We start from the raw sequence: 14,750 nt of genomic DNA, 5'->3' as shown, positions 1-14,750 counted from the left end.
GGAGCACCTCCGGTATTGGCGCGGGCCAGACCACGGTGGAGCGTCTGAATGGCATCTTCGAGGCGGTCGATCTGACCGGCGGCGACGGCGTCAACAACACCTTCGTCGTCAACGACCTGAGCGGCTCGGTCACGGTGGGCGGTCTGGCCATCGGCGTCAGCGCCTTCAACGGCACAGTGACGCTCGACAACAAGGGGTCGGATGCGAGCGGCGATCTGGAGCATTACATCATCGCGGCCCCGCTCGGTTCGGGCTTCACCGTCCATATTACGGACAGCAGCACCACCGACGCCGACAAGCTGGTCTATCTGGGCTCGCAGGGGGACGACTACGTCGCGCTGTCGGTGGGCCTGATGACCGTGTCGCGCTACACCAACGCGGCGAACAAGGTGCTGGGCGCGGCGGCTGTCAGCATCGATCACAGCAATCTCGACGTGATCGAGGTGGATACCCGCGAGGGGTCCGACGTGATCGCCGTCACCGCGACCGATCTGCCGATCTATATCAACAGCGGCATCGGCGACGACGTGATCAACCTCGGCTCCGCCGCCTCGTCGGAGCCGGGCACCGCCCCGCTGGGCGGCACGCTCTCGGGGATTGCCGCGCTGATCCAGATCGACGCCTATGACACCTATAGCGGCCCGATCCTCGCCGATCGCGGCAGTGACACGCTCAACATCGACGACAGCGGCAATACCGGCGCGACCATCGGGGTGATCGGGCTGGAAGATCGCACGGCGGTCGAGGGCTTCATCTTCGTGGACGGCTTCACCGCCGCGACCGCAGGCATCCGCTATATCGCGCTCGAAAACGTCAATGTCGATCTGGGCGACGGCGTGAACGACGTCACCCTCAAGTCGACCGGCAAGCGCGACGTGACGACGCTCGGGACCCGCGACGGCGCCGATATCATCAAGGTCTTCGCGATCAATGGCCCGACCACGATCGACACCGGCGCGGGCGACGATGCGGTCACCGTCACCGATGACGATCCCGACACGCCGCTGGCCAATGACGGCACGCTGAACGCGATCCTCTTCGGCTACCTGACGATCGATGCGGGCGCGAATGATCCGGTCACCTACACGGTCGACGGCACCATCGTGAACCATGGCGATACGCTGATCGTGTCCGATGCGGGCGACACGCTACCCGATCAGGGTGGCTATCTGAGCGGCACGGAGATCGTCGGCCTCGGCATGACGCTGGGCGTGGTCTATGCGGGCTTCGAGGAACTGGAGCTGTCGCTCAGCAACGGCAATAACGGCTTCCACGTCTCCGACACCCATGCGGGCATCACCACGCTGAACACCGGCGACGAGACCGCGACCGGAGATGCGACCTCGGATGCGATCACCATCGAGAAGATCTCGGGCCGCACCTTCCTCAACCTCGGGGCGGGCAACGATCTGGTGCAGGTCAACTACTACGCCGACGGCACCCAGACTTTCCTCAACGGCATCGACGGGTTCGAACTGGACATCGACGGTCAGGCGGGCAGCGATCTCTATGACATCGGCCTGGCGAGCGCGGGCAACTCCACGATCCGCATCCTCGATACCGGTACCGCCTTCGACGGCATCGACCGCGCCGAAATCCGCGGCACCGACGGGCGCGACCTGTTCCTGTTCCGCGCCAATCATGACCTCGATGTAGGCGTGGTCGCGGCGCTGCCGATCGCCGAGGATGGCACCATCCTCAATACCGTGGTCGAGCGGGTGGAATACAACTCCGCCATCGACGCCGATCTGCGGGTCTTCGGGCGCGCGGGCAATGACCTCTTCGTCTTCGACGACACGCTCGCGGGCGTTCAGGCCTTCGGCGATGCGGGCGACGACACGTTCCAGATCGGCCAGCTCTTCGCCTCCTTCCGAGACGAGCAGAACCCCTATAACGGGCTGAGCGGCATCGACTATTACGAGACCACGCAGGTCACAGTCGGCTTCCTGTCGAACGGCGTCAGCTTCGACACCACGATCCGCGGCGGCGACGGCGAGGACAGCTTCACCGTCTATTCGAACAAGGCCGAGCTGTTCCTCTATGGCGAGGCCGACGACGACACGTTCCAGGTCCGCTCCTTCGTCCGCGTCGACCCGAACGACCCGGCCGCGCCCTTCACCAACATCAATGGCGGGCAGGGTGCCGACTTCATCCAATACGCGGTGAACGCGCCGGTCCGCATCGATGGCGGCGACGGCTTCGACACGATGACCGTGATCGGCACCGAGATGGGCGACGACTACGTCATCACCAAGAATGGCGTCTTTGGCGGCGGGCTGTTCATCTCCTACACGGGTATGGAGAAGCTGGTGGTCGATGCGCTGCAGGGCAACGACACCTTCTTCATCGAGAGCACCTCAGAGGGCGTGCTGCTGGAGATCGTGGGTGGTCTGGGCTCGGATAGCGTGAACCTTGGCGGCTCGGATCTCGACGGTGTCACCGAGGGCGGCGCGATCACCGTCGTGTCGAACGGTCTCAACGGCCATAGCGGCCTGATCCAGACCACGGTCGACAGCACCGATCCGCGCTATCAGGCAATCTGGGCGCAGGATCCGGTTTCGCAGATCAAGGACAATGACGCGCCCGATCTGGTCTTCTTCAATGCCGATGGCGAGGCGGGCTCCAGCGTGCTGCGCGTCTTCGAGGCCGCAACCGCCGATCCGACCATGTCGGTCACCCGCTACGCGATCGCATTGTCGCGCGCGCCGGACGAAGACGTCTACATAACGATCTCGCCGACGCTGGGCACCGAGGGCGACGTGGCCGCCGGTGCCGAGGGTGTGCTGGTCAACGGCTCGGCCTCGGGCACGGTGCTGCACTTCACCGCGGCCAACTGGGATACGCCGCAATACGTGACCGTCACCGCGATCAACGATCTGGTGGCCGAGGGTCGCGGCATCGTCCAGCTGCGCCATACCGTGACCGAGGGCGACAGCCGCGCCGACAATACCGGTTTCGACAATCTGGCCGTGCCGAACATGCTGGTCGATGTGATCGACGACGAAGTGGCCGAGCTGCTGATCTTCCCGGTCGACAACTCCTCGGCCATCGATCTCGCGGGCGATACGATCGTGGCCGAGGCCGCGGCGCTTGCCGCGAATGACCGCTTCGCCGTGATGCTGAGCCGCGCGCCGACCGGCCCGGTGCAGGTGAACTTCGCGGTCGATGGCAACGTGACGCTGTCCTCGAATGTCGTGAACTTCGACGGCTCCGACTGGAACACCGCGAAATTCGTGACGATCGAGGCGGTGAACGATAGCGCCGATGAGGGCGTGCATTACGCGCGCATCCAGCCCTCGATCTTCGAAGATACGCGCGACGCCTTCCTTGGTGCGACCTATGCGGACGTGGCCGGTGGGGTCGCGGCGAACATCAACCGCGATATCAGCCAGCCGCGCAGCGCCGAGGTGCTTTATACCGCTGCCGATCTGACGATCCTGCGCCCGAATACCGCGGTGTCCGAGATCTACACGCTCACGCTGGGCGGGATCGACTACGTGGTCGGCGTCGGAATCGGCGAAGTGGTGGCCGACCTCTCGACCGTCACCGAAGGCACGATCGTGGTCGATGCGCGCCTCGATCAGACCGCGACCGCTGCGGATATCGCAGATGCCTTCGCGACGCTGGTGAATGCCGACGCCGAGCAGGCCGCGGCGATGACGGGCACGGGTGCCACGCGCAGCATTTCGGCGGCGGATGGCGTCTCCTTCAAGCTGCTGATCGAAACCAGCGATCCCGCCTCCGGCTACCTCTTCACACCCACCGGCGACATCTATGTCTCGATCTCGGGCGACGCGTTCGAGTTCTCGAGCGATGAGCTGAGCGTCGATACGGCCAGCAGCAAGCGCGCATACGACATCGTGGCCTTCCGCCTTGGCGCGTCGATGGCGGACGGTACGCTGGCCGCCGATGGCACGCTGGTCGATGGCGCGACCTGGATCATCAAGCTCGACGGTCTGCAGGTGCAGGCAACCGCCGAATTCGGCGACACCATGAGCGACATCGTCAACAAGCTGGTCGCGCAGTTCGCGGGTGCCGATTACTCGGCCTCGGCGGGCTATCTGCAAGCGACGCTGCTGCCCTCGGTCGAAGGCGCGATCTATAGCCCGACCAGCGGCTCGAAGACCTGGACCATCCTCGTCGACGGGCAGCTCATCAGCTACACCTCGCAATCGGGCGACGAGCTGGGCGGCATCGCGGGCATCTCCGACGAGCTGGCGGCGCTGATCGACGCGGCCAATCTCGGGATCACGGCGGCGGTCGATGCCAATGGCGCGATCACGCTGACCTCGTCCACGGCCTTCTCGCTGCTGCCGCTCGACAGCGAAGATGCCTCGATCGCGATTGCGAGCGATGCGAGCCTCACGCCGCCGAGCTACGATCCGGGCGAGATCTTCATCTTCCGCACCCCGGGCGCGGGTGGCATCGAGGCTTTCTCTATCGAAGTGCTGCGCAAGTCGAGCCCCGACGCGGCGAGCACCACGATCGGCGGCGTTTATGTCAGCGTGGACGCGGTTAAATCGAAGACTCATTGGCAGCTTGCCCGCATCGCCTTCGCGGCGCCGCTGACCCCGATCGTCATCCCCGAGGGCACGAGCCTCGCCTATGAGATCGGGACCAACATCACCAATGCCGAACTCGCGCAGCAATTCACGCCCTACAGCTACGTCGTGGGCCGCAACGGCGACAATCTCGCGCCCGCGCCGCTCGACGTCACCGTGCTCGACGATGACGCGCCGACGGTGGAGATCATCCAGACGGGTGGCTCGACCGATCTGGCAGAACGCGCGCCGGGCGATGTGCAGGTCGTGGACAGCTTCTCGGTCGTGCTGACCGGTGCGCTGAGCGGCAACAACACGGTCCGCGTCGATGTCACCCCGCTGCCGACCCGCACCTACAATTCGCAAGAGGCGTTCAATGCGGATGCGAACTTCGGAGAGAACGAACTTGTGCAGGTTCAGGTCGCAGCCCCGCTCGCCGCGCTGTCGCTGGCAGGCGAAGCGGTCGAGGGTGAGACCTGGCAGGTCACGCTCTTCGACGATGTGGCGCTCCGCGCTGGCGCTCAGACGGTCGGCTACACGGTTCAGGCGGGCGACGATCTGGATGCGGTTGCTGCGGGCCTGATCGCAGCGATCAGCGGTGTGTCCGGCTACAGCGCCATGCTCACCGCCGATGGCGCGATCGAAATCGCGATAGCGAGCGGTCGCTTCTTCGTCGAGGTCGGCATCGCGGGCGACAGCCAGGGCAGCATCGACACCCGCACCGTGCAGGACTTCAACTTCGCCAATGTCCTCGAATTCGAGATGATGGGCGCGCCCGCGGCGGGTGAGGTCTGGACAGTCAACTTCGACGGCCAGACCTTCTCCCATACCGTGAGCGCCGGTCAGTCGCTGTCGAACATCGCGGCCGCACTGGGCGCGCAGATCAACCTCGCGAATGATGCGGCCACCACGAATGGCGATCCGCGCGCCTATGAGGTGATCGTCGATGGTCGCGTGATCTCCATCCGCGAACTGGCCGATCCGGCGGCGGATTACGCAGCCTCCGCGTCGGTCAGCGGCCAGAAGGCGGGCGAGATCGCGGCGCGTCAGTTCGTCGAGTTCGATTACACCAACTGGATGACCCCGCAGCAGATCACCGTGATCGCGATCGATGACACGATCGTCGATGGCGGCGACGCGCAGGTCTTCGGCGCCTTCAACGACCGCGTGAACTCGATCCGCGGCCCGGTCTCGATCATCGGCGGCGAGAGCGATACCGACGTGTCGCTGCGCGTGCCGGTGCTGCTGCCGGGCGAGACGAACATTCCGCTGGCCGATGGCGTGACCGGGACGGTGACCGATGGCGGCACGGTGATCACCATCGATCCCGAAGAGCTGACCCATGTGAACGGCGATTACGGCGAGCGTCCCGGCTTCGATCCGCGCATCAACGACACCGCCACGATCTACGACATCGCGACCATCGATCCCGATGGCACGCTGAGCGGCCGTGTCGATATCGCGAGCGTCTCGGAAGATATCCTCTCGCTCGTCAACGATGCTGGCATGACGCTCTCGCTGATAGTCGGCACGCAGGATGCGGTCGAAGAGGGCTATGTCTGGTTCTTCGGCACCCCCGATCAAAGCGATCTTTCGCTGATCGACTGGCTGACGGCTTCGGTCGATCTGGCGGGCGACGTGACCGCCTTCGAAACCGTGACCGTGACTCTCGACGGCACCGACTTCAGCTACACGCCGGACACGGAGCACGCCTATCGCTCGATCGTGCTGCGCGAACTGGCTGCGCTGATCGACGCTTCGGCCGAATACGAGGCGGTGGCGACCGTGAACCTGCTGGGCGAGACCCGCCTGCATGTGAAGCGCGCCGATGCGGTCGCCTTCGATATCGCGGTCACCACCTATGCGGGCCTGACCTCGACCATCGGCGGCGCGCCGGTGCAGAGCCTCTACAACGACGCGAATATCCACTGGACCACGGCTGCGTTCCACCTGATCCAACCGCCGGTGAGCGGCGCGAGCTGGGCGCTGACGATCAACGGTGCGGCCACGCCGGCTTCGGTCACTGCCGATGGCAGCTTCGGCTCGGTCACCCAAGGATTGGCGGCGCGGATTTCCTCGGTCTATGCGCCGGTCGTCTCGGGCAGCCAGATGGTGCTGGAGAGCACGCCGCCCGCCGACTTCGACACCGATCCGGGCGCGCTCATCACCTATGCGCCTGTCAATCCGAACCTGCGCGTGGACGAGGCCGAGCAGATCGACACGCTCACCGTCTTCAACAACGAGAGCCCGGCCATCGACAGCGGCGTGCTGACCGAGAACCATCTCTCGGGTCTGGGAATGGGCGGCGACACCTATATCGGCGGCGAGCTGATCGCGGGCGGCGTCAGCTATACCGGCCTCGAAGTGGTCGATATCCGTCTGGGCCGCAACGTCGACACCTTCACGGTCGAAAGCACCCATCGCGGCAAGACCATCATCGACAGCGCCGACGGCAATGACGTGATCTACGTGAAGACCACTGCCGGTCACACGATCATCCGCACCGGCAATGGCGACGATCAGGTCTATATCGGCTCCGATCAGGGCGTGGTCGACCAGATCACCGGCCTGCTGATCGTCGACATGGGCGCGGGCGAGAATGACCGTCTGTTCCTCGATGACAGCGCCGACCTGAACGACAACGTCCTCGTGCTGGACGGCGCGCGCGTGGCCGGGCTCGATATGCCCTCGGTGGCCGAGCGTATCCAGATCGAGACCCGCGGCACCGGCGGCAGCTTCACGCTGGCTCTGCCGGATGGAACGCCGGTCACGGTGGCCTTCGATGCGGATGCCGCGGCGATGAAAGCGGCGATCGACACGGTCTTTGCCGATTACGGCACCGATGCGGAGGTCAGCGTAGAGGCGACCGATAGCGGCTATATCTACACCGTCATCTTCGGCGGCCCGACCGGGGGCGTTGATCTGCCCGACCTGATCGTCGATGCGAGCGGGATCACCAGCGATGCGAACACCACCGCCAATATCGAGGTCACCGAAGTCATCAAGGGCACCACCGATCCGGGCCTGAACCAGATGCAGGCGATCACCATCGCCGCCGAGGGCGGGACCTTCACGCTGGCCTTCATCGTGCCGGATGTGCTTGGCAACATGGATCTGCGGATCTCTGACCCGATCGCCTATGACGCGACGGCCGAAGAGATCGCCGCGATCCTCGAGCCGATCCTGAACCCGAATAACAGCCGTCCGTTCCTGCCCTACACCAAGAACTTCGCGGTCGACCGCTTCGGCGACACGATCTACCTGACCTTCCAAGGCGCGCTGACCCAGACCACGGTCGAGGCTGTCGATACGCGCGGTCTGACGGGCGATGTGCTGGAGGCGCGCATCGATATCGCCGAGCCGAGCGCGGGCGACACCTTCACCATCGATCTGACCGATCTCGCGACGCCGCTGTTCGACGATGCCTTCCCGGGCGACTTCGCACTGTCCTCCTTCGCCTATACCGCGCTGGCGGGGGATACGGCGGCGGATGTGGCCACGGCGCTGGCAGCCCAGATCATGGATGCGCAGGGTCCGAACATCATCGCCCATGTCGAGGGCACGGTGCTTGTCATCACCTCGCGCTCGGGCGAGCGGATTTCGGTCGTGGTCAATGGCGGCGACCCGGCGCTCGACTATCTGCTCGGCCCGCTGGGGATCCAGACCGATCTGGCCACGCTCGAGACCCGGATGGATGGTGTCGATTACTACGGCGTCGAATATCTCGAGATCGGGATGGGTGCAGGCAATGACGTGATCAACGTGCGCGGCACCACCGCCCATACCACGCTGAACCTCGGTGCAGGCGACGAGCGGATCTATGTCTCCTCCGAGGCGGGCTTCGGGCTCGACACCGACACGACCTTCCTGACCGGCCATCTGCTGAACATCGAAGGCATGCTCAACATCGAAGCGGGCACCGGCCGCCACAAGCTGATGATCTCGGACGAGGCGACGGTGCAGGGCGACGGCACGACCGATCTGCGCGCCGAAATCACCGATGATCGCGATGTCGCGCTGGCCGCCGCCGCCGCATGGGGCGACGATACCGAGCTGTCGAGCGTCAACGAGATCTTCGTCGTCGGTATCGCGCCCGCGCCGATCACCTATGGCGCGGATGCGGCGGGCAACTTCCTGGGTGGCATCACCTACTGGACCGGCTTCGGCGCCGATGCGATCGCCATCGACGGCACCCATGCGCGTGACATTGAAGGCGGCCGCGAGCTGACGGTTCTGAACACCGGTCTGGGCAATGACGATGTGACCGTGGATCTGCAGGCGAGCGAGGACGGGGCCTTCGTGCTCAACACCCAAGGTCCGCATGACGCGAATTATGTGCCCGATTGGGGCTATGCCCGCGACTATCTGGAATTCGCCGATGACGATGTCGTCGATGCAGCGCTCAGCACGCTGCCGTTGATCATCTTCGGCGGTCAGGGCGATGACCGCATCACCTCGGGTCTCGCGAATGACATCGTCTTCGGCGATCGCGGTCGGATCGACTATCTCACCGCGGATGGCACGGGCTATGCGCTGAAGCTTGGCTCGGGCGGCCCGGATCACGTCAATGACGGTACCGATGTCGCGCCCACGCTGATCTACACGATCGACCCGACCATCGGTGGTGCGGACACGATCACCACGCTTGGCGGCGACGATATCGTCCTGGGCGGCGTCAATGGCGACACGATCACCACCGACGGCGCAACCGACAGCGGTACGGATATCGTGATCGGTGACAGCGGGTTTGTCGACTACGTTTCGGCTGACGGCGACCGCAGCGATATCGACGAAATCGCCACCACCGCCGAGACCTGTGGCGGCTCCGATCGGATCGTGACGGGCCTGGGCGACGATATCGTGCTCGCCGGTGAAGATGGCGAGACGATCATCGACGCGCTGATCGACGGCACCCGCTCGCGCGACCGCGAAACCATCGCCGCGACGATCCTCGTCGAAGGCGAAGAGATTTCGGGCGACTATGTCGACGCGGGGCAGGGCGACAATATCGTGCTGGGCGACAACGGCGGGATCCTGGCCGCCACGGATGACGCGCCGCGCTTCGGTACGCAGCCGATCACGCTGGGCCTGATCGAGACGACCGCGCCCGAGATCGGCGGCGATGACGTGATCCTTGCAGGCATCGGCTATGACATAGTTCTGGGCGGAGCTGGCGGCGACGCGATCAACGTGAAGGTCGGTGAGGTCTACGCCGCAACCGACACCGACGCCACGCTGCATGACGCGGGCAATATCGTGATCGGCGATACCGGCTTCATCGACTGGGTCGGCCTCGATGGAGACGCCTCCGATATCGACGAGATCGCGACCACCGAGGATCGCTATGCCGACACCGGCGCGATGATCGGCGGCAACGATCTGATCGCTACCGGCGCGGGACGCGACTTCATCATCGGCGGTACGGCGGATGACACGATCTTCGCGGGTGCGGGCAATGATCTGGTCTTCGGCGATCACGGTCGGATCGTGGCGCAGCCGGGTGGCGGCGTGGTCGCAGGCCTGCTGCCGCTGAACCTGTCCGAGCTGACGACGCAGTTCGACTTCTACTCGATCCTGCGCAGCGAGCTGGACGGCGGCGGGCGCGACATGATCTTCGCCGAGGATGGCGCGGATATCGTGCTGGGTCAGCAGGGCGCCGACGTGATCTACGGCGGCAATGGCGACGACGACCTGATTGGCGGCCATAACCGTCCGGGCGGCGATGACGGCGCGGACCGTATCGACGGCAACGGCGCGGTACTGTTCGAGGATCGCCAGGTGATCAGCGCCTGGTTCGATCTGGACGCGCAGGCGCTCGACCCGAACGCGACCGACAATGACGTGATCCTTGGCGACAATGGCATCGTGATCCGCACCGACGCGGCCGAGAGCCTGCGCTTCCGGATGCTCGCCGATGGCACGCTGACGATCTATGACGCTGCCGATGACGGCACCGGCTCGAATGCGGGCGATGCGGCCCAGACCAACCCGACCGGCGTGGAAGAGCGGCTGATCGCCCTCTTCGATCACACCGACGCGACCGAGGCCAACCGGACCGATCTCTACGGCGCGGATTACCTCGCAGGCGGTGCGGGTGACGATGTGATCTTCGGCCAGCTCGGCGACGATGCGATCCAGGGCGACGGCTCGGCCACGTTCCGTGGGCTGCTGCCGAATGACACCGCCTATGACGCGACCGACAACGGCTACGCCACGCGCCTTGCCGATGGCACGCTCAGCGTGAACCCGACCCGCAGCATTAATGCCGCACGCGACGGCGACGACTATATCGAGGCCAATGGCGGCAACGACATCGTCTTCGGCGGGCTCGGTCAGGACGACATCATCGGCGGTTCCTCGGATCTCTACATCCATGACGCGCGAGCGACCGGTGAGGGCTTCAGCCTCGATCTGCTGGCGACCGCGAATGTCACCGAGGCCTTCCGTCCCGACGGTGCCGATATGCTCTTCGGCGGTCAGGGCGATCCGGTGACGCTGAGCCGCAACGACTATGGTCAGAGCGGTGCCAACGCCCATGCCCGCGACGCGGATGTGATCCTTGGCGACAACGGCCGCATCCTGCGTCTGGTCGGTGCGAACGGCTTCCTCGGCTTCAACTACGATACGCTCGATCCGGCGCGGGCCGCGGGTATCGCGGTTGGCGGCGCGGATCACGCCGACGCCTGGCTGGTGGTGCGCGCGGTCGAGCTGCTCGACTATCACACCGGCGGCCCGGATGTCTGGGGCGCGGCTGCGCTGACCGACAATGGCGGCGCGGATGAAATCCACGGCGAGGGCGGCGACGACGCGATCTACGGCATGACCGGCAATGACGTGCTGTATGGCGAAGGTCAGGACGACGATCTGATCGGCGGCTGGGGCCACGACTGGATTTCGGGCGGCACCGGTCAGGACGGCGTGCTGGGCGACGACGGTCGCATCTGGACCTCGCGCAATTCCTCGAGCTACGACGAGCCGCTTTACGCGATCGCAAGTGTCAGCAAGGAGACGATTTCGACCCCGGGTAAAATCCAGCAGGCCGATATCAACGTTCAGGGCGCGCTGAAGAAGACCGTGAACCTCACGCCCTTCTTCCTGACCGCCGATGGCGAAACCGTCGATCCGTTGCTCGATCCGGCCTATGCGGACGACATCATCTATGGCGGTCTGGGCGACGACTTCCTGCATGGCGGCGCGGGCGACGATCTGGTCTCGGGCGCTGAGGCGCTGGCCGAGGCCTGGTATCTCGCCTATCCGAACGACGCGCTGGCGCCGGGTGTGGCCGGCGTGCTGGTCCGCTCGGATTACACGGTTCCGTTCTGGTCCGCCGATCCGACGGTCACGCAAGGAAATGCGCTGGGCTACAACGCCTTCTACGCGGGCGAGTTCGCGGCCTATGACGAATACAACCCGCGCGATGTGATCGTGATCGACGCCGCTGGCCATTACGTCTCGCTCTCCGAGGCGGTCGACGGTCTGACCTTCTTCGCGAGCTTCGATCCGGCCGATCCGGGCGCGCCGCAGGTCGGCACGCTCGAACAGGATGGCAGCCCGGTCTATAGCGATGGCAATGACGTGATCTTCGGCGATCTGGGCAATGACTGGCTCGTCGGTGGCACCGGGCGCGACCATGTCTATGGCGGCTGGGGCGACGATCTGATCGATGTCGATGACGACCATACCCGCGACGCGGATGGCTCGGCCCTGGGCGCGAACGACACGCCCGACACGTCGTCGAGCTATGAAGACATCGTCTATGGCGGTGCCGGTCGCGACATCATGATCGGCAACACTGGCGGTGATCGCCTGATCGACTGGGTGGGTGAGTTCAACAGCTACATCGTGCCCTTCGCGCCCTTCGGTGCCTTCACGATCTCCCGCGCGCTGGCACCGCAGATCCAGGAATATCTCTACGATCTCTCGGCCTCCGACGGCGCCGATCCCACCCGCGCGGCCGATACTGGCGATTACAATGCCGACCGCAACGGCGAGCCGTGGGGCGAGCTGGGGCTGGTGATGCAGAAGGACGACGCGTGGCAGGATCAGACCGGCGCGCCGAATGACCCGCAGCCGGGCAACATTCCGGGCGGTCGCCGCGACGTGCTGCGCTCGGCCGATTTCAACGGCAATGGCGGCGGTCAGGACGCGAAGGGTTTCGCAGCCGATAGCGGGGTCTGGACAGTTCAGGGCGGCGCCTTTGCTGTGAGCCCGGAAACGCTCGGCGGCGATGCTGTCTCGGTCTTCTATATCGGCGACGCGCTACCCAGCTATTTCGAGATGAAGGCGACCATCGTCGGCGGCAAGCCCACGGCGGGTCTGAAGTCGAACGCCTATCTGATCTTCGACTACCAGTCGCCGACCGACTTCAAATTCGCGGGCGTGAACATCTCGACCGACAAGTTCGAGATGGGTATCCGCACCGCCGATGGCTGGATCGTGCTGGAGCAGACCCCGGTGCAGGCCAAGCCCGACACGCCCTATAACCTGCTCCTTGCGATCAACGGGCTGACCGCGACGCTGGTGATCGACGGGCAGGAATACTTCACCCATGTCTTTGACGCGCGAGTCGATCAATACGGCGTCACGCACGGGCTGAACTCGGGCTATGTCGGGATCGGCGCGCAGAACTCGGTGACGAAGCTCGACAATATCGCGGTGCAGGTGCTGCCACCGGAATTTACCCTTGATGAGACCGAGGACTTCACTGACGGCATCGCGGATCGCTTCGCCACTGACGCCGCTTGGCAGATCGATGCGGGCGCGCTGAATGCTCAGCCTGCAGGTGCCCCCGCCATCGCGCTCGCCGATCTGGTGATCGCGGAGACCTCTGTCACGCGGCTTGCAGCGCAGATCGAGACCAACGGCCGCGCGGGCTTCGTCTTCGACAGCTACACGGACGGGCGCTACAAATACGCCATGATCGACACGGCCAACGACCGCGTCTCGATCGGCTATTACACGCAGCGCGACGGCTTCGTGGAAACTGCGAGCTACGACATCGCCATCGATGGCGGACATTCCAACAAGGTCGAGATCACGCTCGCCCGCAGCACTGTCAGCCTCTCGCTCAACGGCCACGAAATTCTGGGCCACGCCTTCTACGCGCCCGTCGCCGACGGTACAGTCGGGCTGATGGCCTTCGACGCGGCCAGCTTCGACGATGTGCGCCTTGCCACGAATGACCCGGCCTATTTCACGCCCGACACCGGCTCGCTGATCTACGACTATAATTCCGCAGGTCCGATCGCGATTGCGGATCAGGGCGTCACGACGCAGAGCCTATATGTCGGCTCGGATGTGGTGATCGCCGATCTCGACGTGACCCTCAGCCTGATCCATGAGCGGCTGAGTGATCTGACCGTCACGCTGATCGCGCCGGATGGCACGCGGATCGAACTGTTCGCGGCGCTTGATGGTACGGCGATCGATACGCGCTTCGACGATGCGGCGGGAGAGAGCATCACCAGTGCCGCCGCGCCTTACGGCGTGACCTATTGTCCGGCGGGTGATCTGGCGGCGCTTGAGGGCAAGATGTCGGGCGGTGTCTGGACGCTGGAAATCGTCGACGGGGCGAAGCGCAAGACCGGCACGTTGGAAAGCTGGTCGCTGACCATCGAGGCGGCGCAGGCGCTCCATGCAGAAACGGTTGCGACCGCGCCGGAGGGCGCAGTTCTCGATGAAGCCCTTCTGGCCGAGGCGCGGGCGCAGGCGCTGGAAGAGATCGCGCAGGAACTGGGGCTGAGCGCTGAGGATCTCGCCAAGCTCGAAGCGGTGCAGATTTCCATCGCCTCGCTCGACGGCACGCTGCTGGGCTACACGACCGCGGGCGCGATAACGCTCGACGCGGACGGGGCGGGGCATGGCTGGTCGCTCGACGGCAGCGAAGGGCTGAACCTCGTCGACGCGCTCAAGCACGAATTCGGCCATATCCTCGGTCTTGCCGACGATAGCGACGCGGCGGCGTGGATGGACCCGACCCTTGCCACGCAGAAGGCGGCCGCGCCCGCGCCCGCATCGGTGCCCGATAGTTCGACCGATACGGCAAGCGACACGGCGACGACTACCAGCACGGCGCAGGATGCCGCGACCAGCGACACCACCTCGGCCCCGAGCGCTGCCCCTGTCACCGATCCCGCGCCAGCAACAACCACGTCCGCGCGGGGTAATTCAGGTAATTCGGGTAAACAATCGCGCGGTACAAAAGGCTGA

At 65.0% G+C, this 14,750-nt stretch carries 1 protein-coding gene (running past one end of the window); it reads left to right on the top strand.

Annotation, left to right across the window (positions count from 1 at the left end; genetic code table 11):
* Nucleotides 1-14,750: the end of a matrixin family metalloprotease gene (locus B6V74_RS02450; protein ID WP_146694508.1), read on the top strand. The gene continues 23,494 nt to the left of window position 1, outside the view; 14,750 of the gene's 38,244 nt are visible here — the last part of the coding sequence; its start codon lies beyond the left edge, outside the window; the stop codon is at nt 14,748-14,750.

Source organism: Thioclava sp. F42-5, from assembly GCF_002213195.1.
GTDB lineage: Bacteria > Pseudomonadota > Alphaproteobacteria > Rhodobacterales > Rhodobacteraceae > Thioclava > Thioclava nitratireducens.
The sequence above is the reverse complement of the archived record's forward strand: the minus strand, read 5'-3'. Positions and strand labels throughout refer to the sequence as shown.